Annotated in this window: 23 protein-coding genes; 5 read left to right on the top strand and 18 right to left on the bottom strand. The window is 35.0% G+C overall.

What is annotated here, in order from left to right:
* Positions 1 to 255: 255 nt before the first annotated feature.
* The 4 genes from PY093_RS05640 to PY093_RS05625 form a co-directional block, all read right to left on the bottom strand.
* Entirely contained in the window at positions 256 to 864 is a 609-nt protein-coding gene (locus PY093_RS05640; protein WP_275644902.1) for a genetic competence negative regulator, read from the bottom strand.
* 120 nt (positions 865 to 984) lie between these two features.
* On the bottom strand, positions 985 to 1,896 hold the full coding sequence (locus tag PY093_RS05635; RefSeq protein ID WP_275644901.1) for a MerR family transcriptional regulator: 912 nt from the start codon (positions 1,894 to 1,896) through the stop codon (positions 985 to 987).
* A 90-nt stretch (positions 1,897 to 1,986) separates the two neighbouring features.
* The gene (locus PY093_RS05630; protein ID WP_275644900.1) at positions 1,987 to 2,757 is read right to left on the bottom strand and encodes a metallophosphoesterase; all 771 of its coding nucleotides are present in this window, start codon (positions 2,755 to 2,757) and stop codon (positions 1,987 to 1,989) included.
* A gap of 10 nt (positions 2,758 to 2,767) precedes the next feature.
* Positions 2,768 to 3,166, bottom strand: coding sequence for a hypothetical protein (locus tag PY093_RS05625; protein WP_275644899.1), 399 nt, complete (start codon positions 3,164 to 3,166; stop codon positions 2,768 to 2,770).
* A 299-nt stretch (positions 3,167 to 3,465) separates the two neighbouring features.
* On the opposite strand from PY093_RS05625, the gene PY093_RS05620 reads away from it, so the two are divergent.
* Genes PY093_RS05620 through PY093_RS05610 form a run of 3 tightly spaced genes read left to right on the top strand, consistent with a single transcriptional unit; the run spans position 3,466 to position 4,570 of the window.
* Complete coding sequence (locus PY093_RS05620) at positions 3,466 to 3,696, top strand: spore coat associated protein CotJA (protein ID WP_275644898.1); 231 nt, start codon at positions 3,466 to 3,468, stop codon at positions 3,694 to 3,696.
* Positions 3,693 to 3,953, top strand: coding sequence for a spore coat protein CotJB (locus PY093_RS05615; RefSeq protein WP_275644897.1), 261 nt, complete (start codon positions 3,693 to 3,695; stop codon positions 3,951 to 3,953). The genes PY093_RS05620 and PY093_RS05615 overlap by 4 nt, the downstream gene beginning before the upstream one ends.
* Positions 3,954 to 4,000: 47 nt before the next feature.
* Positions 4,001 to 4,570: a manganese catalase family protein gene (locus PY093_RS05610; protein ID WP_275644896.1), complete on the top strand. Its 570-nt coding sequence runs from the start codon at positions 4,001 to 4,003 to the stop codon at positions 4,568 to 4,570.
* A gap of 162 nt (positions 4,571 to 4,732) precedes the next feature.
* Here the strand turns inward: PY093_RS05610 and PY093_RS05605 are convergent, their stop codons facing one another.
* The 4 genes from PY093_RS05605 to PY093_RS05590 are packed head-to-tail and all read right to left on the bottom strand — an operon-like array spanning position 4,733 to position 8,595.
* Entirely contained in the window at positions 4,733 to 5,401 is a 669-nt protein-coding gene (locus PY093_RS05605) for a LysM peptidoglycan-binding domain-containing protein (RefSeq protein WP_275644895.1), read from the bottom strand.
* A gap of 13 nt (positions 5,402 to 5,414) precedes the next feature.
* On the bottom strand, positions 5,415 to 6,005 hold the full coding sequence (locus PY093_RS05600; RefSeq protein WP_275644894.1) for a CPBP family intramembrane glutamic endopeptidase: 591 nt from the start codon (positions 6,003 to 6,005) through the stop codon (positions 5,415 to 5,417).
* On the bottom strand, positions 6,006 to 7,538 hold the full coding sequence (locus PY093_RS05595) for a RecQ family ATP-dependent DNA helicase (RefSeq protein WP_275644893.1): 1,533 nt from the start codon (positions 7,536 to 7,538) through the stop codon (positions 6,006 to 6,008). It abuts the gene before it with no gap.
* On the bottom strand, positions 7,528 to 8,595 hold the full coding sequence (locus tag PY093_RS05590) for a YpbB family protein (RefSeq protein WP_275644892.1): 1,068 nt from the start codon (positions 8,593 to 8,595) through the stop codon (positions 7,528 to 7,530). The genes PY093_RS05595 and PY093_RS05590 overlap by 11 nt, the downstream gene beginning before the upstream one ends.
* Before the next feature lie 320 nt (positions 8,596 to 8,915).
* Here PY093_RS05590 and PY093_RS05585 point away from each other — a divergent pair, with 320 nt between their 5' ends.
* Positions 8,916 to 9,164 (top strand): 4Fe-4S domain-containing protein, encoded by a 249-nt coding sequence (locus PY093_RS05585; RefSeq protein WP_275644891.1) that lies wholly within the window; start codon positions 8,916 to 8,918, stop codon positions 9,162 to 9,164.
* A gap of 286 nt (positions 9,165 to 9,450) precedes the next feature.
* Positions 9,451 to 11,025, top strand: a complete 1,575-nt coding sequence (gene serA / locus PY093_RS05580) for a phosphoglycerate dehydrogenase (protein WP_275644890.1) — start codon at positions 9,451 to 9,453, stop codon at positions 11,023 to 11,025.
* A 540-nt stretch (positions 11,026 to 11,565) separates the two neighbouring features.
* Here serA and PY093_RS05575 read toward each other — a convergent pair.
* From PY093_RS05575 to rluB, 10 genes are all read right to left on the bottom strand, one after another.
* Entirely contained in the window at positions 11,566 to 12,378 is an 813-nt protein-coding gene (locus PY093_RS05575; RefSeq protein WP_275644984.1) for a histidinol-phosphatase, read from the bottom strand.
* Positions 12,379 to 12,498: 120 nt separating this feature from the next.
* The gene (locus tag PY093_RS05570; protein ID WP_275644889.1) at positions 12,499 to 13,500 is read right to left on the bottom strand and encodes a peptidoglycan DD-metalloendopeptidase family protein; all 1,002 of its coding nucleotides are present in this window, start codon (positions 13,498 to 13,500) and stop codon (positions 12,499 to 12,501) included.
* Positions 13,501 to 13,761: 261 nt separating this feature from the next.
* The gene (locus PY093_RS05565; protein ID WP_275644888.1) at positions 13,762 to 15,003 is read right to left on the bottom strand and encodes a hypothetical protein; all 1,242 of its coding nucleotides are present in this window, start codon (positions 15,001 to 15,003) and stop codon (positions 13,762 to 13,764) included.
* A complete protein-coding gene (sigX, locus tag PY093_RS05560) occupies positions 14,978 to 15,529 on the bottom strand; it encodes an RNA polymerase sigma factor SigX (RefSeq protein WP_275644887.1) in 552 nt (183 codons plus the stop codon). Before sigX ends, PY093_RS05565 begins: the two co-directional genes overlap by 26 nt.
* A 418-nt stretch (positions 15,530 to 15,947) precedes the next feature.
* Positions 15,948 to 17,729, bottom strand: coding sequence for an ATP-binding protein (locus PY093_RS05555; RefSeq protein ID WP_275644886.1), 1,782 nt, complete (start codon positions 17,727 to 17,729; stop codon positions 15,948 to 15,950).
* Complete coding sequence (locus PY093_RS05550) at positions 17,726 to 18,442, bottom strand: response regulator transcription factor (protein ID WP_275644885.1); 717 nt, start codon at positions 18,440 to 18,442, stop codon at positions 17,726 to 17,728. The genes PY093_RS05555 and PY093_RS05550 overlap by 4 nt, the downstream gene beginning before the upstream one ends.
* 283 nt (positions 18,443 to 18,725) lie before the next feature.
* On the bottom strand, positions 18,726 to 19,898 hold the full coding sequence (gene ccsB, locus PY093_RS05545) for a c-type cytochrome biogenesis protein CcsB (protein ID WP_275644884.1): 1,173 nt from the start codon (positions 19,896 to 19,898) through the stop codon (positions 18,726 to 18,728).
* Between the two features lie 12 nt (positions 19,899 to 19,910).
* Positions 19,911 to 21,560 (bottom strand): cytochrome c biogenesis protein ResB, encoded by a 1,650-nt coding sequence (gene resB / locus PY093_RS05540; RefSeq protein WP_275644883.1) that lies wholly within the window; start codon positions 21,558 to 21,560, stop codon positions 19,911 to 19,913.
* 11 nt (positions 21,561 to 21,571) lie between these two features.
* Entirely contained in the window at positions 21,572 to 22,093 is a 522-nt protein-coding gene (resA, locus tag PY093_RS05535; RefSeq protein WP_275644882.1) for a thiol-disulfide oxidoreductase ResA, read from the bottom strand.
* A 227-nt stretch (positions 22,094 to 22,320) separates the two neighbouring features.
* Positions 22,321 to 23,058: a 23S rRNA pseudouridine(2605) synthase RluB gene (gene rluB / locus PY093_RS05530; RefSeq protein ID WP_275644881.1), complete on the bottom strand. Its 738-nt coding sequence runs from the start codon at positions 23,056 to 23,058 to the stop codon at positions 22,321 to 22,323.
* Positions 23,059 to 23,231 lie beyond the last annotated feature (173 nt).

The following is a 23,231-nucleotide window of genomic DNA, read 5'->3' as shown; positions in this document are numbered from 1 at the left end:
ATTAAGTTAAGAACTATTTATACACCACGCTACCTTCACTGAGTTTCCTCTTTATCTTATTGTCTGCCTTTCATGACATAGTATACACTTTCCTTACATCCATGCAAAGCTAAAAAATTGACTTTTGGATAATTTTTTAGCTTTTTGTAAACGATTACAATTATATCGATACTACAATATATTTTTACACAATACATATTTGCAGGGATATTTTTAGTTGTTATCCTTAAGAATGACAAAGACCTCTACAAGTTCTTAGAGGTCTTCTGTATTCTTTTTAATAAAATAGCTATATACTTGTTGAATTGCATTCTCAGCCATTAAAAGTTTACCATATTCATGTACTTTATAGGTTGTTATTGTTGAAGGATTGCCGAATTCAGCTAATAAAGAAATTAAATTCTCAGTTTGAACAAGGTTTTCATCTTCAAATAATAAATAGAACCTATTATTAAACGAATATAATTTACCACTGAGAACATTTATATTTTTCAATCTAGTTGACAGTTGAATAATATCTTCAAATGAGTGAAATTCATAAAATATTTCGTCACTTTGATCAAGTGTTACCTGCATTTCAATATAATCATCGGTAAAATCTTCGTCATATGATTCTAGATCATTCACATCTTTTGTTACAATTACAACCATTCCTTGTGCTTGTAATGAATATACTTCGACTGCTATTGGACCATTAGCCTCAAAACCCAACTCATCACTAGCCTCTTCAATCATATCCCTAAAAAGCTGATGCACTTTAAGTGAATCATGCCATAAATCTTCTTTCGACAAGCCGCGATCAACCAAATCATCAAATGTTAAAAAAATCTTGATTTTGTTGTAGTTCAAACGTTCAAGTCGCATTAGCACCCCTCCAAACCGTCACACCTACATTCCCTACAATTAGTTTATGAAAGTATCCAAAGATGGTTCTTACATATTTAGAATCATTTTATAAAGTTTTTTATGTAGTTTGACAATCAATCAATGGGATAGCTTATCACCCAACCATTGGTCCCACTGTTTTTTTGTGTCCCCTACTATATATGTTTGATATTGGTGTTTTTCATCGCAAGTAAGCTTTGAAACACCATGACCGCTCACTCCTATTGTTAATCTAGGTTGCTGTACCGACAAGCGATCAACGAGAGAGAGTGTACTAGACTTATTTTCTTCAAGTGTACATGATAGAAAAAGATATTTAGGTTTAACTTGCTCAAATACTATATCAAAATCATTTTCGGAAATGCTTGTACCAAGATAAATGACCTCAAAACCGAGTCTGCGAATATAATGCGTAAAAATTAATAATCCTAGTTCATGACATTCATTAGGCCCACATACAGCAATAGCTTTAGGATATACTGAGTTAGCCGGAGTTGAATGTATGATCATTCCAATCCTTGTTCTTAAAAAAGAAGTAGCAAAATGTTCATGTGCAGATGTAATTTTACCTACTTCCCGTAAATTTCCTATATTTACAAGCAAGTTCCCTAAGATATCAATAACAACTTTATCAATTGTATATATACTAAATGCTCTATTCATGATTTCATTTCCACTGTTTTCGTTAAAGGAAAGTAAAGCATCCAATAACTCCAGTACGAAAGCTTGTGACAAATCACCATTTTCTACTAGTTCCTCTGTCAAAGGTGGAGAAAACTTCTCATTTTCAAGTAATGCGACTGCTTGCGATATCGTAAAGCCTTTATCTACTTGGTCAATTAGCCATTTAATAATTTTTACGTGATCTTCTGTATATAAGCGGTGTCCGGATTCGTTACGGATGGGTGCAATCATCTTATAGCGTCGTTCCCACGCTCTTAAGGTTCCTGGTTGGATTCCTACTATTTTTGAAATTGCTTTTATATTATATTTACCTCCATGTGTTTCCATAAAATCCTCCAATAAAGCGCCTAACATTGTTAAAACGATTATATCGAATTGAACATTATGTGTAAACTTTGTATAACTATTGGAAAATGTTTACTTATTTACTCCCGTTAAGGTAAGCAAATGAGTTTCTGGCGGTGCTCCTAATCTTAGTGGTACAGCCGTTGTACCATAACCATTACTGACTAATAATGTCGTAGCTCCTCTTTTGCTTATTTTACCCTTCTCATACAATCCAAAATTGAGAAATCGGATTTGTCCACCATGAGTATGACCACTAAGTACAAATTGAATATCATCCTCTGGCTTTATTTTTCTAATGATCCGAGGATCATGGGAGATTAATATTTTAAACGCTGCTTTATTTGCATCCAATAGAGCAAGATCTAAGCGATCACGCTGTTCATTTAAATCATCTACACCTAGTAATGCTACCTTATCACCTGTTTGAGATTCAAAAATTACAGCAGTATTATCTAAAATTTTAATGCCACTATCCAATAATAGAGCATCAAGCATATGATAATCTAATTCATAATCATTATTTCCCCATACAAAGTAGGTAGGGCCCAATTTTTTTAATCTTAGAATATTATCTTTTACTCGTTCCAAAGGAACTCCCTTTTCTGCAAGATCCCCTCCAATTACGACAATATCCACCTTACCCATAACACTATTAATCATTTGCTGTGAAACTTTTCTTCTATGTATATCGGATATGAAAAATATTCTAAACTGTTTAAAGCTACCAGGAAAATCCTGAAAATAAATTATATCTTCTTTCACACTATTCCTATGTGCTTCTCTCCACATATAAAAAAATAAAAGCAATACAAAAATTATAATTCCATATAAATAAAACATTACTTCCTCCTCAACGATCCCTCTCATACACAGTGTTGCTCTTAAATTCTATTGATATAATACCATAAATTATAGTAAAGCACGAAAGCACGAGTGTTTGCCAAAAGCCTAATTGAAATAACACCACAAAATTAATAATGATTACACAATAACTAACCAGCAAGTTTGCCATTGAAAAGTTCTGTTTACAAAAAAACGAATAGGTTTGTTGTATTGCTTCTTTAACAAGTACTGAGTTAGCTACAAAGCCAATTAAGAAACAAACCATTACAGCAAAAAATAGGAGAGGATTTAAAATAAATTCTATCATTAACTCTGAAGCGTTAAATGGCGAATCGATAATAAGTAATTTTGTAAGCAATAAGCCACAAATAAACCCGATAACCCCACAAAGCAATTTAAATCCCATTCTAAAACCCCCTTTCTATACAAATATTAAATTTGTCATTATTTATGAATCATTACTATCCTTTTAACAAATAAAGGGAGTATTCACTATTTTATTTAACATACTGCAGTAAATGACCTAATAGTTGGTATTATTTTTAATAATTCTCATAAAAATGGAATGACACCATTGTTATTACTGTTCAATTTGACTAAAACACAAACCCTTAAATTAAAGGATGAAAGTGAGACATGTGCTAATTATCTTACTGACGATTTGAAGTCAGGGTTACTATTTCTCACTCCCAAGGAGGTTACAGCATGATTACTTACAGAAAAAGTTATCACCCTTATGCAAGCCCATATGATCCATGCCGCCCAATTCCATTTAAAACATATGTTACTCCGCCAAATTTATACGTAGGCTTTCAACCACCCAATTTACAACAATTTTCTCCAAAAGAAGCGTTATATAAAGGTACATTATGGCCTATATTTTACGACCCTTACTATAACCCTTACGAAACTTCTAAAAGGGAGGAAGGTCAATGAAAAATATGCCCCCAGAATTTTACTCATTACTTGAAGAATTACAGGCAGTTGATTTCGTTCTAGTAGAACTTAATTTGTACCTAGACACCCACCCAAATGATTATCAAGCAATTCAACAATTTAACTCCTATGCACTTGAGAGAAAAAAGATTGCTAAACAGTATGAAGCACAGTTTGGTCCATTGCTTCAATATGGTCATAGCTACTCTACTTATCCTTGGAGTTGGAATGACACCCCATGGCCTTGGCAGGTTTAAAATATAGAAATGGCAACAGAAAAATCAAGGGGGAGGAATGACATCGAATGTGGGTTTATGAAAAAAAGTTACAATATCCTGTTAAAGTTAGTACGTGTAATCCTAGATTAGCAAAGTATTTAATTGAACAATATGGAGGGGCTGATGGAGAATTAGCTGCTGCACTGCGTTATTTAAACCAAAGGTATACAATTCCAGATAAGGTAATAGGACTACTAAATGATATTGGAACTGAGGAGTTAGCTCATTTAGAAATGATTGCAACGATGATCTATAAACTAACAAAGGACGCCACTCCTGAGCAGTTAAAAGCAGAAGGTTTGGCTCCACATTATGTTAATCATGACTCAGCTTTATTTTATCATAACGCTGCGGGTGCCCCTTTTACTGCCACTTATATTCAAGCAAAAGGTGACCCAATTGCCGATTTATATGAGGATATTGCTGCTGAGGAAAAAGCAAGAGCAACCTATCAATGGATTATTAACATGAGCGATGATCCCGATTTAAACGACAGTCTTCGCTTTTTACGCGAACGCGAAATAATACATTCACAACGATTTAGAGAAGCGGTAGAGATCCTTAAAGATGAAAAGGATAAAAAGATATTTTTCTAGTAAGAAAAGCGCAAGGCGCACCCGGAGCAAGATACCAAAATTCGGTTTGAATTTTTATACTCTTCTTATATTTTAAAGAAAACATGACTGACACCAACATAAAGCAAAGTAAAAGTAGCTGAAAATTTAAAATCAGCTACTTACTTTCCTTGTAAAATGATTTTACTTCCCGGTTTTATCTTTTATAGGAATCTTCAAGACTTGCCCTTCGAATATCTTCGCATGATCTAGGTTATTCCATTCCCTAATTAATTGCTCGCCATCCCTACTCTTATAGTATTGAATGGAAATACTAAAGAGTGTCTCATCATCTTTTACCTTGTGGTATGTAATCGTATAGCTTTCATTTTTGCTTTCTGACGATGAAGGCTTTGTTGAAGGTGTATTACTATCACTACTAGAAGGACCTTCTACAGAATCATCTTCAGGTTTAGATGTGGTTTTAATATCATCGTTTTCCGTAGTGCTCTCACTATTTCTACTATTTTCTTCACTATTGCTGCTCTCTTCCTCTTCTTCCAATTCGATTTTACTATTTTCTGCAAAGTCTATCGTATCGTGGTTCTCAGTTGATTGCTTTGGTGCATTTGTTTTTATGAGTTCATCTTTATTTTGGTACATATAGCTTAAGATAAAAATCGGAATTAATACAAATAGAAGTGCTAATAAACGAATAACCGGATATTTTATTTTAAATTTTGTTTTTTTCTTCTTATCCTTATGAACTTCACTTCTAGGTGGGAGTTTTGTTAAATTTCTGTTTCCGTCACGATTGTCCTTAACAGTCTGTCTCAGCTGTTTCGCTTGATCATTATTTGTTTGATTATCCAAAGAAATGTCACCTCTATTCATTATCTGATTGCAGATAATCTTTTCTTATTTTTAACGCAAAAACGAAATCAATTAAGAAATGGGCAAAAAAAGTGACTAGCAGGTTATTTGTCATTAAATATAAATAACCTAATAAAAAGCTAAGTAAAACAACTGCTGTGAACAATACCCATTTATATAAATAACGAACATGTAGTAGTGCAAATATGACGCTAGCTATTACTATTCCAAAGTGAGTTTGAATAATACCTCGAAATAGCAGCTCCTCAGCAAATGCAATAATAATACATAAAAAGAAAATATGAAAATAATTTCTGTTCCTAAATACTAGTTCATTTATACCGCCATCATCATATACATGTTTTGCTACCCATCTCTTGATTAAAAAATCAATGATAATAACAAGAATCGCACTACCCCCACCGTAGATGAGAATTTGTTTCAGATCTAGGGTCCAAAGCATAAAAAAAGAATCCATATCATTAAATAAAAAGAAACCAAGTATGATTGAAACGACTAAGAGTAAAAATTGTGTTGCATATAAATGAAATATTATTTGGCTACCTTTCATTCCATTAACAATGTCAGCTTGTCGATTACGCATTTATTCACTACCTTTTAGGAGAATGCGAGCGAGCTCTTGTCTCCAATCATTAAGTTGGATTGCTTCATTGGTAAACGTCTTTTTCTCATAATCCGATAATTCAATTGAACATCGATCACAGCACGGAATCGGTTTATCTATTCCTACGTCTTCTCCAAAATATGAAAGGATCTGTTCACGACGGCATCCATCAGAAAATAGCCATTTTTTCATAAACAACAGTTTTTGATGTTTGTCATTAATTCTCTGGGCAATAATTTTTCCAATATACTCAGCTACCTGTTCTATTTGAACCAACTTTTGTATTTTGTTTTCAGAAATGACAGATGTTTCTTTGAGGTGATGTCTTACAAACCTCCAGTAATTTTCGGATACTCCTGTTCTCCTTATTATTTCTTCTTCTAACTCTTTAGATAAGGATACTGTCTTTTCATTTTGAGTTAATCTTTCTAGGTAGTAAAGGATGTCACGAACATTCTCTCGATTTGGTAGTTCAAAGTTAATTAATGACTCAGGAATCTCCTCATCATGTGGACTATACAATAAGATAGCTATACTTTTTGCTCCATCTCGACCTGCACGCCCAATTTCTTGTAGGTATGACTCTAGCTGGGACGGAAGATGAAAGTGGATAACATATCTAATATTTGGTTTATTAATCCCCATCCCAAAAGCACTTGTACAACAGATAATATCCAATTGGTTGTTTATAAACTGTTGTTGTATTAGCAATCTTTGTTCTTGATCCATCCCACCATGATAATACGCAATTCTTGACACACCTTGATCAAAAAGGTACTTCGCCATATTTTCAGCCCATATTCGACTAGAGAAATAAATGATTCCCGGGCCAGCTAATTTCTTTACATTGGAGAGTAAAGAGCTAATTTTATCATCCAACGAATTCGTCTTTTCAACCGCTAAAGCTATATTTGAGCGATCCACTGTGTGGATGTGTCTTTTCTCTTGAGCTAATAATAATGATGATGATATATCTTCAATTACGTTCTTCGTTGCTGTTGCTGTTAACGCTAAACAAGGAGGATTGCCTAGTTGCTTTCGAATATGGCCCAGCCTAGAATAATCAGGACGAAAATCGTGGCCCCATTGTGATATACAATGCGCTTCATCAACAACGAATAATGATAGCCTTACTTGTTTTAAAGCCTTTATAATTGCGCTAGACTGTAACATTTCGGGTGATGTAAAAATAAATCGATAGTGACGTAAATCATTAATTGCATATCTTTTCTCAAAGAAAGAAAGAAAACTATTTAAGGCTATAACGCGCTTTTCTCCACTCTTTTTTAAATGTTGTACTTGGTCCTCCATTAAAGATAATAGTGGTGATACAATTAACGTACTTCCAACATTTATGTATGTTGGAATTTGGTAACATATTGATTTACCACCTCCAGTCGGAAGCATTGCAATTACATCATTACCTTCAAGTACATCTGTAATGATTTCCCGCTGTCCATCTCGAAAGGTATCGTAATTGAATTTTTCTTTAAGTACATTCTCAAGTTCCATTATTTTCACCATTTCTCGCTAATACAAGCCTTATTTCAAAGTATGAAACAGTTTGACCCAGTTCTTCCTTGATTACCTTCATTTTTTTGGAGTTAAGTTCTTTTTGCATGGTTATAATCTTGTCTTGGTTCCCAGATGTAACAAAAGAATCAATCGAAAAGTCGCTAACATTTTGAGCAATTTCAACCACATGGTCCTCAATTGTACTTTGTTTTAAGTGCCTAATAGCAGCAATTTCATTAATTGATTTACCTTCTTGTATCATCCTCAATGTTTGTCTCGAAGATATCGTTAACGATTCCTCGTGATAGAGATCTTTTACGACCTCAAATAAATATGGATATTTTTTAGTAGCTGATTCGATTTCTTTTAAAAACGTATGTAACACACCATGAAAAAGTATGTGAATACGTACTATGTCCTTATGAAGTAGGTTGGCTAGTTGTTCAAATGTTGACCCAATGCGATCATGACTCGTTAATCGGCTTACAAATAGGAGCGCATCTTCATCTTGAACAGTTGATAAAAGTTGGACACACTCTTCATGTATTTGTTCAGCTAGTTCACCCCGAGTCAGTCTAAACCTTAAAATATAAGCTTTAATCCAATTTTGTAGTTCTTCATCATGATTAATTGGGGTATACTTTGATTTTCTATGGTTAAGGTTGGATAGAACTTGAATTAGTAATGAAAGTCTTTCCCATAAGGTAACACCTTTATCATAGTACTTCCATCCATCTAAATCCTTAGGTAAAGGGTTTTGTTCTTTATACACGATCAGGCAGTCAAAACCATATTTAGTCACCACATATTTATGTTCTTCGATTTTTTTTATCAATTTTTTTCTTTGCAATTGCTGGATTATTTCCTCTAGTTTATCTCTTGTTAAAAAATGCATTATAGAGAATAAATGTGAAAGTTCATATAACTTGCCATCAAATATAGTTTGTGAAGATTTTTTTCCAGTTAATAAATGATAAACCCCATATATAGATCTTTCACCATTAAATTTATGAATACATAATAGAATTAGAAATGATAGGTCGTTTAACTTCATTATCACTCACCTGGTTAATATTCGACAATTAACTTATACTTTTTGTCGAAATAGATTACATTCTATTTTATATTGTAGCAAATTATTCTTTTCTAATGTTATGTTTAGAATGAAAAAAATTGTGGAACATAATAATTAGACAAACCTTGTCTGATAAGCATTCTCACTATACTTTTCTATTGAAAAGTTTTCAAAACAGATTTACAATAAGTGTTGAGGCATACGTTTCCATCTTATAGCTATATTCATTATTTGGGATGAGGGACTAATATAGGAAAGTCGACTATATTTTTGTATTGATATTTGGGAGGTATTTACACATGGCAAAGTACACAATTGTTGACAAAGAAACTTGTATCGCATGTGGGGCTTGCGGCGCTGCAGCACCAGACATTTATGATTATGATGACGATGGTATTGCATACGTAACTCTAGACGATAACCAAGGTATCGTAGAAATTCCAGAAGTTCTTGAAGAAGATATGATGGATGCATTCGAAGGCTGTCCGACAGACTCAATTAAAGTTGCGGACGAATCATTTGACGGCGATGCACTTAAGTTTGAATAATTTATAGCCTGTACCCTCTGATTATTATGCAGAGGGTTTTTTTATCGGTAATAGTAGGCTTAGCCTGCCCAGTCTTAAGAACATCCACAGGGTGGCTTGCGCTAGACACTAAAACCTGGTGAGAATTTTATACTTTCTTACGTTGTAAAAAAAACGATATAAGCGCTTTCATTTGAGAAGTATTTCACAAACTAATTGACAGGTAATTATTATTGTGTTAAATTATCGAAAAATTGTGTTATTGTTTTTTTGCTTTTCTAGATCCGATTATGAAGGAGCGATAAGAATGTACCAGATTTTAGTTTCTGATTCAATGAGTGGAGAAGGGTTAACCCCTCTACTAGGCAAACCCAACATCGAAGTCATTCAGAAAAATGTCAAGGAAGTAGAAGATTTTTTACATGAATTTGATGCATTACTTGTCAGAAGTTCTACAATTGTAACGGCAGAACTTCTATCGAAAATGACAAATCTTAAAATTATTGCAAGAGCAGGTGTAGGTGTTGATAATATAGATGTCGAAGCAGCTACTAAACATGGTGTTGTTGTAATTAACGCACCCGATGGAAACACTTTATCAACAGCAGAACTTACATTTGCCATGATATCATCGTTAGTACGTCATATACCCCAGGCTAATATATCGGTAAAATCGAGAGAATGGAATCGTTCTGCATTTGTTGGTACTGAATTAGCCGGTAAACAATTAGGAATAGTTGGTTTAGGGCGCATTGGTTCGGAGATTGCTAAAAGAGCAAAAGCCTTTGATATGAGAGTTTATGTTTATGACCCCTTTCTAACCAAATCAAGAGCAGAGGAAATAGGTGTCACATCTTGTACTTTAGATCAATTACTAGCAACCTCGGATATTATTACTGTTCATACTCCCTTAACAAATGAAACAAGAGGCTTATTAGGAAATGAAAATTTAGCCAAGACAAAAAAAGGCGTTTATCTGGTCAATTGTGCACGTGGTGGAATCATTGATGAGTCAGCACTTGTTACTTATTTAGAAAATGGCCATGTTGCCGGGGCTGCTTTAGATGTGTTTGAAGTTGAACCACCAATGTCAAATAAATTATTAGAGTTTGATCAAGTAATTGTTACTCCTCACTTAGGTGCTTCTACCAAAGAAGCCCAGCTTAATGTTGCTTCACAGGTAGCAACAGAAGTCGTTAGCTTCTTAGAAGGAAAACCTGTCACGTCATCAGTAAATTTACCAACCTTATCAAAAGACTTATATGAGAAAATCCAACCATTTTATGAGCTTGCTAACAAAATCGGCTCAATTCTATCACAATGTATGAAACAGGCTGTCAAGGAAGTTTCAATTACCTACGCAGGTACTGTCACTAATTTAGAAACTACTTTTATCACAAGAAGTTTATTGTCAGGCTTTTTACAGTCAAGAGTAGCTACAACTGTTAATGCAGTGAATGCAGCAGTCATCACACAAGAACGCGGAATTACGTTTGGAGAAACATTTTCTTCGAATACTTTTGGGTATGCTAACTCGATCACTGTTAGAGCTACTGGTGAGAGTAACTCATTTGAAATACAAGGTACCCATGTTACAGGTTATGGTGCACGTATCGTTAGCTTAAACGGCTTTAAAATAGATTTTAGCCCTGAAGGAAACCTGCTTTATATCCAACATACTGACAAACCGGGTGTTATAGGTAGGGTTGGAAAAATACTTGGTGATATTGATGTTAATATTGCAACGATGCAAGTTGGACGAAAACAATTGGGTGGAGAAGCCATTATGATGCTATCATTTGATATGCCACTTCAAGATGAAGTGATTGAAAGACTTCATAAATCACAAGATATTGTTTCTATACGAAAAATAGACTTGTAATAAGAAAAGCGCAGGGCGCCCGCCTTTCGGCGACAAGCATAAGACGAGCCGTCTGGAAGGTTGTTCTTTGACCTTCCAGACGGATTGGCTTATGACCTCGAGCCGATGGCGCCCGGAGCTAGACATTAAAACTAGGTACAAACTTTTATACTTTCTTACCTTTTAAGAAAAGCGCAGGGCGCCCGCCTATCGGCGACAAGCATAAGACAAGCCGGCTGGAAGGTTGTTCTTTACCTTCCGGACGGATTGGCTTATACCATAGAGTCGATGGCGCCCGGAGCTAGACACTAAAACTTGGTACAAATTTTTATACTTTCTTACCTTTTAAGAAAAGCGCAGGGCGCCCGCCTTTGGGCGCGTCGATTAAAACTCGCCACGTACTGTGGCGAACATCGACATCAGCACATCCTGTGCAAGTCAAGCATAAGACGAGCCGGCTGGAAGGCTTTAAGTACGACATTAAAACTATGTTCACACATTTATATTTATTTCTTTGATAGTAGAAAGGTATGTGTTTTGTACCTTTCTACTATTTATTTTCTAGCCCAATTCAACCTCCTTACGCTGACCCCTATTAAAGGTCATAATCGTATTATAGCCAGTCTGTTTTGCAAGGCTGATAGCTTGGTCATAATCAGCACCGACATGCTCTGGAATATGAGCATCTGATGAGAGTACAATAGGAATTCCTTTTTGGTAGCACATTGTTAATAATTTGGGGTCAGGATATAGTTGTCCAGTTGGCTTCCTTAAACCTGCTGTACTTATCTCAACACATGTCTTTGAATTAGCCAAGGCAGTTGTTGCGCGATCGTATTGTTCAAGTAAAAAGTTTTCGTCCGTCGGAACGTAGTTAAATATTTTAACTAAATCAAGGTGACCAACAATGTCAAATAAATTTGACTCAGCAAGTGTAACTACTTGGTCATAATATTTTCTATATATTTCGTATAAATCTCTTTTTTCCCACTCTTTTCTATATTCAGCTAAATCAATCCCAAAATCTCCAACCCAATGAATTGATCCAATAACATAGTCAAACTCATATGATTCAATAAACTTTTTCATTTCTAAATGCCTGCCTGGGGTGTAGTCCATTTCAATCGACATTTTTACGTTTATATCATTCTTCCATGCCAATTCAAAAAGATTTACATAGTCATCCATATCATAGGATCTTCGTTCATCTACCCAGGGATTACTTAGTATATCTCTTGTTTGATGAAAATGATATGCATGCTCAGAAATCCCAAAGTCTTCTATCCCCTGATGTAATGCCTCATCAGTAAATTTTTTTAAATATTCAAGTGTCAGTGTTCCTCGTTCTAAATGGTTATGGTAATCAGTCAGCATCATTTTCTCCCCTCTTATGTTCCAAGTTCAAGCAGTTTTTTATTATATTATAGCTTAGCCTTTTGGGAATACAATAATCTGACACAAATTCATTAACAATTAACTAAATATTTAATCTTTTTAATAAAACTCATTAACAATTAACACCTGATCTGGATATAGCACTTCATTTTCTAAGAAATTTAATTCTATGATTTTTTCAACTGTACTACCTACTTCTTTAGCGATTTCAGGTATCGTATCTCCCGGCTTTACAATATAAACAGCTTCCTTTTCCGGGTATAATACAAGCTCTTGACCAACTAACAACAATGAATCTTCAAGGCTATTCCATTTTCTTATTGATTCTATCGATACCAAGTTATCTTGAGAAATATCCCATAAGGTATCATCTTTTTTAACTATTATTTTTTTTCCAGCGATTTGGTCAGCTGAACTTTTTAATTGATTTGAAACTACAATCGAGCTTGATAGAAGTTTTCCTGATTCATATGCAAATGCATTCCAACTATCAAATGGCTCACTATATTCCTGCCGCACTAAGTTCTCCTCAACGTTTCTCACCGGTTTATTTATACTCTTAACTTTTTTAGACGTTTGGTTTGCAATCGTAACAGGATTATTTTTATTTAAAACAGCAAGCGGGTCAATTGCGTTATTTTTTTCATAATCCCATTCGCCTACATGCACTTCAAAATGTAAATGTGCACCAGTTGATCTTCCGGTACTACCTATTTCACCAATCTTTTGGCCACGTTTAACTATTGCTCCTTCTTCAACACTTCTTTTATTCATATGTGCGTATACTGTTTCAAATCCACCTGGATTTGAAATAAAGACGACATTACCGTATGTATATGAGTAATAAGATTTTTTTACAGTGCCTTCATCAACAGAGTAAACATTCTCCCCTAGAGGAGCGGCTATATCTATTCCTTTATGTCTACCTGACCTAGTGCCAAAATTGTCGGTAATTTCACCTAAAACAGGCCATACCCAATTTTCTGTAATTTCTTGATTAGATAGTGATTGTGCACTTATTGAACGACCACCAATAAATAATAGCCCTATGCAAATTCCCATAATTACTACTACAGCTAGACGTTTTATTAGATCTTGCATTGTAATCCTCCTCGTGTGCTCAAGTTTGCAATTTCTATATGTATCCTATGTGTGCCTGTCTAAAAATAGAACAAGTGCTTAAACACACTAAAGAAGCGCTACTAAGAGAGTTGCCTTCAGGAACAAGTGTTAATAAGCACCCTTACATTATTTGAAATAATTTCTTAAAATATGTATATAATTTTTTATAAGTTACTATCACTAGGTACAAACTTTTATACTTTCCTTTCAATCAAAAAAAGAAGGGTATAAGCCCTTCTCTTAGTCTAATATAATTGGATTTGGTGCAACTGGCACATCATTTTTACTTGATAAGTCCCAAGTACCAATTTTTTCAAGCTTTGCATTTTCAAATGTAACTGATTTATAGCCAAATTCTTTTGCTGTTAGCATGATTGCATCAATCATAAAGACAAACGGATCATTATCCTCTAAACTAGTCTCTTCCGTAAAGGTTATTGTTACATTGTCAGTATCAGTTTCATCTATTTTGAAGTTAACATTTTTAAAGATTGTCGGATTGAGCTTAAAAGTACCATTCTCTAAGTCATTCTTCATTGTTTCAAGTGCATCTGTGAATGTTACTGATTTGCCTTGTACTTCATATGGCACTAAAAATTTACGGCCATTTTCGAACGGCCTATACATAAAGTAAGCTCGTTTTCCAGCCTTATTCAGTTCATAAGTCGTCGACTCAACCCCAGATTGCCCGATACTAACTCCCATTTTTCCTGCTTGATAAAACTCAATTTCTTTGTAGTCAGCATCAAACCATCGGAACGTTTCTGCTAAAGATCCCCAAAAAGCAAATGATTCTGCAGAAGCAAAAGACTCAGCGTTCATTTCTTTTGGAAAATCAAGAATAATATTTTTAGATTCATCTTTATTTAGTTTTTCTGAAAAAGAATATCTACTTAATGGAAAATCAGCTAATCCATAATCTGAGCTTATCAACTTTTCATTGACCTTTTGAACGACATCTGGCAATAAATCAATATGGCTGACATTCGTATTATCAATCAAAACACTTATTGGTATCACAGCTTGCACAGTTTGGTCAGGAATTCCAAAAGTAAATAACTTTTTGTTAGTAAAATCTCTAATTACATAGCTTTCCAATGTAGTAGGTTCCATGCTAGTGATTTGCGTATCAGCAAAATTGTCTCTATCTTCGCTCTTTGCAGCACGAGAATTTTCAGCCAATTTATCCTCCGCATCATTAGTTATGAACATCCTTGCTTCGTTTGCATTTCCTTCCTGAGAACTATTAGAAAATAAATCGCTACTATTAGACTGATTCAAGAAAGACGATCCGATTAACACCATTAAGAAAAGGGCTGATGCCGTTGCAAGTGTTGGTACTATCCATGATCTTTTCTGTTTTCTCCTTACCTTAGAGGAAATGCTCTGATAAATATCATGAGGATTACGATTATCTTTAACGATAGGCATCTGCTTTAAGAAATGCTCAAGTTGTTCATCGCTCCACTCGGACTTTTTCATCTTCGATCTCCTCCTTTTCGACATGTTCATCCATGTATCCTTTTAGAATCTTTAAGGCACGGTGTTGGGTTGTTTTAACCTTACTTTCAGTCCAACCTAAGCTTTCAGCTGTTTCTGTAATCGATAATGATTGAATATATCTTAAGATTAAAACAAGGCGTTGATCGACTGTACATTTATCTAAACATCGATACATCATGTGTACTTGCTCATTTTGCAATGTAATTTCCTCTGGTAAAGGAGCATAATCTATTACTTGCTGTTTATTCCAATCAAATGTATCAAGGATTCTTTGCTTCCACCCTTTTTGCTTGCGGAAGGAATCGATTGCCACATGACGTGCAATTGAAAACAGCCATGTTTTTTCACTACTTTTTCCTTCAAACCGGTCATAGGATTTTAACACTCTTATATATACTTCTTGAACGAGGTCTTCAGCTTGCTCACGATTTTTTACCATATAGAACAAAAATGAAAAGACATCGTGATGATATTTTTCATAGAGCTCTTGGAACACGGCGTCCATTTCCTTTACCTCCCGTTCAACATATTAGTCGTACACATCTTAAAAAAGTTACACTTTAAGAGGATGTTCAAAAAGACCGGGAAAAACAGTTGTCAAATTTACTAAGAACAGGAAGTGCAGATCCGACGGCCCGCATCTCAGTCTTTCTTTCCTCGAACTTCTCGGCTCTGTTTGTCCTCCTTTTTGAACAAACTCTAATCCATTTTCTAAATAAAACCTTGGGAGAATAGCTAGGGATATTCATCCTTTATATTATTCTATTAATTTACCATAGATAAAACCGTGAGAAAAGCTATATATTAGCATTTAGTTTGTTAAAAACAAATATTGCCCATTCAGATTGGATGGGCAATATTTGTTGCACGGAAAAAGTATAATGTTTCTTATGGAACAAGATTTTACGTCAACACTATCCAAATTATTCTGTTTTTCGAGGTAAAAAGAAAATAAATGTCGTACCTTCATTTATTTTGCTATGAACAGATATATGACCTTGATGTGCTTCGATAATATTTTTGACAATTGCAAGCCCTAAACCAGTGCCTGATCGTCCTCTTGTCCTAGCTTTATCGGCTTTATAAAACCTTTCAAAAACAAAGGGTAAATCCTCTTCAGGTATTCCAGATCCAGAATCTTTAACATCAATTAGTAAACCATTCTCTTGTAATTCAACAAAAAGATTGACAGTACCATTTTCTTCTGTATGTCGAATCGCATTATCAATAAGGTTAGTTAATACTTGTTCCAGCCGATCAGGATCTAAACTAAAGTCAAGAATATTTCTTTTATTTACAATCAAGCTAATTCCCTTTTCTTTAGCTAATCCTTGAAACTTTCTAATAACCCGATCTATTAGATCATTCACGTCTGTGTTTTCAACATTTAACGTAATGTGACCTGCTTCCATTCTCGCTAAGTCTAATAAATCATTAACCAAACGTCCCATTCTTAGTGACTCATCATAAATAACTCTTGCAATTTCCTTCTTTTCTTCATCTGTACTTGCAATATCATCGATAATTGCTTCACTGTAACCTTGTAACATTGCAATAGGTGTTCGCAATTCATGTGAAACGTTAGCAATAAAGTCTTTCCGCAATTTATCTAGGCGTCGTTCTTCTGTCATGTCTCTTATTACTGCTACAGCTCCTCGTATATACGTTTGATTATATAGTGGACTCATTAATATAACCCAACTTCTTCCTTGTAAACTTATCTCTACAATCTGTTCTTTTTCAAAGGATACAACCCTTTGAAATAACTCGTTTACCTCACTTGGAAGCTCTTCTCCATCATTGCTTTGCATACCTTGCTGGTAATACCACGCCTGTAAAAAGCGTTCTGCGGGTGGATTAGTAACCAGTACTGTTCCATCTCTATTTAAAGTAATAACACCGTCAGCCATACTACTTAAAATGCTTGATAATTGTTCCTTTTCTTGGCTTAATGCATTGAGATTAAACTTCAATTGCCGACCCATCTGATTAAATGCAAGAGCAAGCTCTCCAATCTCATCATGTGAGAGCATTGGCACTTTCGTATCAAATTTACCTCTTGCTATTTCAAAAGCTGCTTGTCTCATTTTTCGTAAGGGCGCAGTAATCCTTGTTGATAAAAAGAATGCGAACACCGTTGTTAGGACAATCGCTATTCCAGCAGCTAATAGAATAAATCTTGTTGTCTGCTTTGTAGTCTCTCTAACTTCATTTAGAGATTGATATAAAAAGACCGCACCTATTTTATCTTCTTCAACATGAAGTGGCGCACCAATGATGAACATCTCGTCTGTCACACCTGTAGCTAAGTTACTAGTTGAAGGGTCTACTCTCAAATTTACAGTTGCATTTTCGGTAAAAACCTTAACCAATTCAGGATTATTATTAATATAAGACAATGACAGGTTCCCTACACCTTCTCGGTCAGGTGAATACCAATAGGTGTTTTCATCCTCAATAATAATCACTTGTGTATACTCATCTAAAAGCTCCCATGAAATCGATCTGGCTAGTTCCCTATCTTCATATTCTTCCATGATGACCGCAATTTTTGATGCTAATTGTGTTAAACCCTGTTCTGCTTCATCCACTTGATAGTTCTCAAAGAACTCTAATAATAGAATCGTTAATGTTAGTAATACAAATGACACCAATAAAAGAATGGTAAACCAAAGTTTACCTACTACACTCCTCCAGAACATCATCCATTAACAACCTCAAATTTATAGCCAACTCCCCATACTGTTACAATCATTTTCGCAGCATCAGTAGAAACCTTACTCAGTTTCTCACGTAAACGTTTTACATGTGTATCAACCGTCCGCAGATCACCAAAGAACTCATAATGCCACACTTCTTTAAGAAGCTGCTCTCTATCGAATACTTTATCTGGTGCTTTAGCAAGGAAATATAAAAGTTCATACTCTTTTGGTGTTAAACCTACTTCTTTTCCATCTGCAGTTACACGATGTGCATCATTATCAATTGTTAAATGTGGAAAAAATATAACATCTTTTGAAGTTGTTTCAGTTTTCACATATGAAGTTGGAGATGACCGTCGTAGTAATGCCTTAACACGTAGTACGACCTCCCTTGGGCTAAATGGTTTTACAATATAATCATCTGTACCTACTTCAAACCCTTGTACACGGTTTATTTCCTCACCTTTTGCTGTAAGCATTATGATTGGTGTTGTTTTCTTCTCTCGAACTTCCTTACAAACTTCAATACCATCTTTACCCGGCATCATAATATCTAATAATATAAGGTCATAATCATTTTTCAGCGCTTTCTCAACCGCTTGCTCACCATCTTCTGCTTCTTCAATTACATAATCCTCACGCTCAAGATACATCTTTAATAAACGGCGAATTCTTTCCTCATCGTCTACAACTAATATTCTTGCTTCTTTTTCCATCACTAAACAGCTCCTTACAAGGTTATCGAATTTTTTTCACGTTTTCACGTTTTACCTTTTAAAACTATAAAATCTAAAATCTTCTTTATCTCTTAATAGTATCCTTGTGTAACTATTTCTTCTATATCATTTGTCACATACACAAAAAAACTTTTACGTCGAAAAGCGCAGGGCGCACGGAGCTAGACACTAAAAGAGGTACAAACTTTTATACTTTCTTACCTTTGTAAAAAAGACCTTCACCAAGCCTTGGGGAAGGTCTTTCTACGATAATCCACTACGGTTACGCGTAGGAATGTAACCCAGCTATTACTAAGTTAACAAATATTAGATTGAATATTATAATTGCAAAACCTATTACCGCTAACCATGCAGACTTCTCGCCATGCCATCCTTTTGAAAGACGCAAATGTAAAAATGCTGCATAAAATAACCATGTAATTAGGGCCCACACTTCTTTAGGATCCCATCCCCAGAATCGCGTCCAAGCAATTTGAGCCCAAATCATTGCGAAAATTAGGGCTCCTAGAGTAAATATTGGGAATCCGATTGTAACTGAACGGTAGCCAATCTCATCTACTAAATCAAGATTTATATTTTTAACCAATGGCTGAATAGCTGCGCCAATCCGTCTACGTAATAGTAATCTAATTATTCCATACAGTATAGTTCCAGCCATAAACGACCAGATTACAGTATTTAATTTTCTTGCACTAATAATCGCAGGTACTTCAAATAACGCTTCAAATCTATTATCTGTTAGCAACTCGCCTTCGTATGGTCCAACAATTGAAGGTAAATGGTAAACCATTTCAGCTTCATTGTCATTTTTATCAATCCACTTATAAGTTGCTTCATATCCCATTGTACTGTATACGAGGGACACAATAACAAAACCAAGTGTTATTATGAGTGTGTACATGATAGCTTCAAGCCAAAATGTTCTCTTACTTTTAACTGATTGGTCAACAACACGGACTAAGTAAAGTACGCCAGTAATAAAGCTAATTGCTAAAATCGCTTGACCTGTAGCAGCAGTCGATACATGTATTGCCAGCCAATCACTTTGCAAAGCCGGAATTAACGGCGAGATTTCACTAGGAAACATACTTGCATATGCTATAAGTAATAATGCAACTGGCAGCGTGAATAAGCCTAGCGCGCTTGTTTTATATATAAAATAAATGAGAATAAAAGCAAATACGAGCATCATACCAAAAAATGTTATAAATTCAAACAAATTACTCACTGGGGCATGTCCCCCAGCTATCCAACGTGTGAAAAAATAACCTAATTGAAATAAAAATCCAATTATGGTTATGGTAATGCCTACCCTTGCCCATTTATTTACATTTGATGTGCTTTTTTTATCACGAATTGACCCGCCAAACACAAATGTTGCAATTAAATATAAAATAAAGGCTACGTATAACAAGTTACTGCTTAGTTCAGCCACTCAAACCCCTCCTTATGTGACTTTTTGATAATTATGATCTATTTGTTCTTCTTGAACCTGATCAATAGGTGGAGTTAAATGAGTATCTTTGATAATGGAAGTAATCTCATTTTTTAACCCAAACCAGTTTTTATTCGTATGTCCCGCGATAAGCATTTCTCCATTTACCTGCTGGATCCAAACCCTCCTGTGTTGCCAGTACATGCCTTGAATTACACCTATCATGAAGACAGTTCCACCTAATCCTAGTAACCAAAGCGTGAAGTCCCTTCTTACAGTTAAAGCTGAAACATCTTTTGTCTCAATCCCAGCAAAAGCCATTTTATACTGGTTGTCACCATATGGTTCTATATTTTGCTGTATCGCAACGAAACTTATTTCACCATTAGGCTTATCAGGTGTAAACATTTTGAATACAAAAGCTGGATTATTTGGTATTTTAGACTTGGTTGTAGGTGCTCCTTCAGAATCAAAGTAAAAGTCTGGAAAATAACTAATAATTTCAACAGAATAACCAGTATCTAACTCGTACATTAGTTTGGGATCGCGAAGGTCTATTTTAATTGTCCCATGAGCTTCTTCTTTGTTTTTATCTAGTAACATAAAAGACATGGTACTTAATTCATTAAGTTTATAATCAACTTGATAAAGTGCATAGTAATCATGCTTAAGTGGTACGTTAACCTTTATTTCATGATCCTTTATTTTCTTTAGCTCTGCTTCTTCTCCAGGAATAGCATCTGGAGATTTTTCGTAAAGCGTAACAGTGGTTTGATAGTTTTTAACTACCATTCCGTTTCCCGCTCGCTCGATAGCATCATCAAATACTTCTTTTTCCTTCCCTTCTTCATATACTTCCATAACAAAACTTTCATTTTTCAAGAAGTACTTTCCCTCAGTTCCTGGGATGCTTATTGTTTCACCTTCTCGAACCCACATGACTTCATCTATGTACATACCGGGCACAAAACGGAGCATTGCTCCACCCAAAAAGATAATAAGACCAATATGGTTTACATATGGACCCCACCTTGAAAAACGGCCTTTTTCAGCTAATATATTACCATTCTCTTCGCGCACCGAATAACGCTTCTTCATTAAATTTGTTTTAATTATTCTTAAGGTATCTTCATAGTTATCTACACTTGTTGTACTAAATAAACGTTGTCGTCTTAAAAACCTCTCATGTCGTGTAACACCCTGTTTTTTTAAAGCACGATATAATGGGACGACACGGTCCAAACTACAAATCACGAGTGATATTCCGATCGATGCAATAAGTATCATATACCACCAGGAACCATAAAGATTATGGAAGCCCAACTGGTAATATAATTGTCCTGTGAAACCATACTCTTGCTTATAGTAGTCACTAGGACTTACAGTGGGCGGGATATACATTACTTGTGGATATATCGTCCCTAGTGCTGAAACAACTAAGGTAATTACAATAAGCCATACCCCTACCTTAACAGAAGAAAAGAAATTCCATATTCTATCAATGAAAGTTTTATTATAGGTTTGTGATCGTCGCGCACTTCCTTCATAGCGCATATCTATTAGTTGTTTATTTTGATCATCTTCAAGTGGTTTTCCACATGATTCACATAGAACCGTTCCATGTGGATTAACATGACCACACTCACATTTAACTTGTTCCATAAAAAAACTCCCTAAGGCTTTATTAGCTCCATTTTTTCTTGAACCATTCTTTCAGTTAGTGTCCCAGTTATAATCTCAACTATTTTACCTTCTTTATCTACTAGAAAAGTAGTTGGTAATGGATCAACACCGTAAGCATTTAATACTTGATTCCCTTTGTCAATAACTACAGGAAAACTTAACCCGTACTTTTCAACAAACTTGCTTACACTGAAAACCGGCTCTCCTACATTGACTGCTAAAATCTGGACACCTTGATCTTTATAGATTTTATACTGATTTTCCATGTATGGCATTTCTTTTTCACAAGGCTTGCACCATGTACCCCAAAAGTTTAAAAAAACACCTTGCCCACGGTAATCAGACAAACGATGTTTTTCACCATTTAAATCTGTTAAAACAAAGTCAGGTGCAAGATCGCCTACTACTATTTTTTCTTTACTTACAAAGAAGTTACTATATAAAGTGTAACCAAGAGCAGAAGCCAGTAATAATAGGATGATGGTACGAATTAGTAAACGTTGTTTCTTCATAAATTTATACTCTCCTACTATCAATTTGCACGCCAATAGTCGACCAACATTAGTAAGCATTGGTCATTTTTTATTGTTGATATAAACTTCCCTAAATTATACCATTTTTCACTATAATGACTTTCATAATATTATGAATGTTATGTGACAAAATCAAGCAAGTTTCACTTTTTTATAATTTTAAAATCAATGAAGAAATCGACCGTAGCGGCGATTTCTTCAGGTTACTAGCGGAGTCTATGTCCTTCCATAGTAACAAATGCACGCAACTGCTTAACCTCATGAGGTGTTAGCTCTCTTGAATCACCGGTACTTAAACCTGCCAAAGTTAAAAATGCATACTTTTCTCTTTTTAGTTTAAGTACCTCATGCCCAATTGCATCAAACATTCTTCTAACTTGTCTATTCCTACCCTCATGGATGGTTATTTCAATTATGGCTGTTTGTTTTCTTTTGTCTATTGACATCATCTTAACTCTAGCTGGAGCTGTTTTTCCATCTTCTAACTTTATCCCTCTTTCTAATTCGCGTAGCTTTTCTTTTAGTGGAATTCCCTTAACCTTAGCAACATACACTTTTTCAACCTCATGTTTTGGGTGCATCAGTAAGTTGGCAAATTCACCATCATTAGTTACTAATAATAGGCCAGAAGTATCATAATCGAGTCTTCCTACTGGATAAATCCGCTGTTTTATATGAGGGAAAAAATCAGTTACTACTTTTCGTCCTTTATCGTCTGAAACACTAGATATCACACCACGCGGCTTATATAATAAGTGATATACAGGCTCCTCCTTATCAAGAGGAACACCATTCACCTCAATTTTTTCATTTGGTCCTACTTTTATCCCTAATTCTCTTACCGTTTTCCCGTTCACAGTAACTCTTCCATCAAGAATTAGCTCTTCTGCTTTTCTTCTCGAAGCTACCCCTGCATGCGCAATAACTTTTTGTAATCGTTCCATCTCGTTCACCTCTTTAAACATCTTACTTCTTTACGACATTTTTCACAAGTTTTCTTCTTAGTTTTCCCCTCGTTATATGTCTTTAATCATAAAGAAAGCTCGCCGAGTGGCGAGCCCAAAGGGCGAAGACAGAGACGTAGTTGCACTTATGCCTTTTAGAATTTATGGATATA

Origin of the sequence: Cytobacillus sp. S13-E01, from assembly GCF_029193815.1 — a bacterium.
GTDB lineage: Bacteria > Bacillota > Bacilli > Bacillales > Bacillaceae_L > Bacillus_BV.
Note: the sequence above shows the minus strand (reverse complement) of the source record. Positions and strands in the feature narration are given on the sequence as shown.

Coding starts and splice junctions, on each gene's coding strand:
- PY093_RS05640 (WP_275644902.1), bottom strand. CDS start 864: ATGCGACTTGAACGTTTGAACTACAACAAAATCAAGATTTTTTTAACA.
- PY093_RS05635 (WP_275644901.1), bottom strand. CDS start 1,896: ATGGAAACACATGGAGGTAAATATAATATAAAAGCAATTTCAAAAATA.
- PY093_RS05630 (WP_275644900.1), bottom strand. CDS start 2,757: ATGTTTTATTTATATGGAATTATAATTTTTGTATTGCTTTTATTTTTT.
- PY093_RS05625 (WP_275644899.1), bottom strand. CDS start 3,166: ATGGGATTTAAATTGCTTTGTGGGGTTATCGGGTTTATTTGTGGCTTA.
- PY093_RS05620 (WP_275644898.1), top strand. CDS start 3,466: ATGATTACTTACAGAAAAAGTTATCACCCTTATGCAAGCCCATATGAT.
- PY093_RS05615 (WP_275644897.1), top strand. CDS start 3,693: ATGAAAAATATGCCCCCAGAATTTTACTCATTACTTGAAGAATTACAG.
- PY093_RS05610 (WP_275644896.1), top strand. CDS start 4,001: ATGTGGGTTTATGAAAAAAAGTTACAATATCCTGTTAAAGTTAGTACG.
- PY093_RS05600 (WP_275644894.1), bottom strand. CDS start 6,005: ATGCGTAATCGACAAGCTGACATTGTTAATGGAATGAAAGGTAGCCAA.
- PY093_RS05595 (WP_275644893.1), bottom strand. CDS start 7,538: ATGGAACTTGAGAATGTACTTAAAGAAAAATTCAATTACGATACCTTT.
- PY093_RS05590 (WP_275644892.1), bottom strand. CDS start 8,595: ATGAAGTTAAACGACCTATCATTTCTAATTCTATTATGTATTCATAAA.
- PY093_RS05585 (WP_275644891.1), top strand. CDS start 8,916: ATGGCAAAGTACACAATTGTTGACAAAGAAACTTGTATCGCATGTGGG.
- serA (WP_275644890.1), top strand. CDS start 9,451: ATGTACCAGATTTTAGTTTCTGATTCAATGAGTGGAGAAGGGTTAACC.
- PY093_RS05575 (WP_275644984.1), bottom strand. CDS start 12,378: ATGCTGACTGATTACCATAACCATTTAGAACGAGGAACACTGACACTT.
- PY093_RS05570 (WP_275644889.1), bottom strand. CDS start 13,500: ATGCAAGATCTAATAAAACGTCTAGCTGTAGTAGTAATTATGGGAATT.
- PY093_RS05565 (WP_275644888.1), bottom strand. CDS start 15,003: ATGAAAAAGTCCGAGTGGAGCGATGAACAACTTGAGCATTTCTTAAAG.
- sigX (WP_275644887.1), bottom strand. CDS start 15,529: ATGGACGCCGTGTTCCAAGAGCTCTATGAAAAATATCATCACGATGTC.
- PY093_RS05555 (WP_275644886.1), bottom strand. CDS start 17,729: ATGATGTTCTGGAGGAGTGTAGTAGGTAAACTTTGGTTTACCATTCTT.
- PY093_RS05550 (WP_275644885.1), bottom strand. CDS start 18,442: ATGGAAAAAGAAGCAAGAATATTAGTTGTAGACGATGAGGAAAGAATT.
- resB (WP_275644883.1), bottom strand. CDS start 21,560: ATGGAACAAGTTAAATGTGAGTGTGGTCATGTTAATCCACATGGAACG.
- resA (WP_275644882.1), bottom strand. CDS start 22,093: ATGAAGAAACAACGTTTACTAATTCGTACCATCATCCTATTATTACTG.
- rluB (WP_275644881.1), bottom strand. CDS start 23,058: ATGGAACGATTACAAAAAGTTATTGCGCATGCAGGGGTAGCTTCGAGA.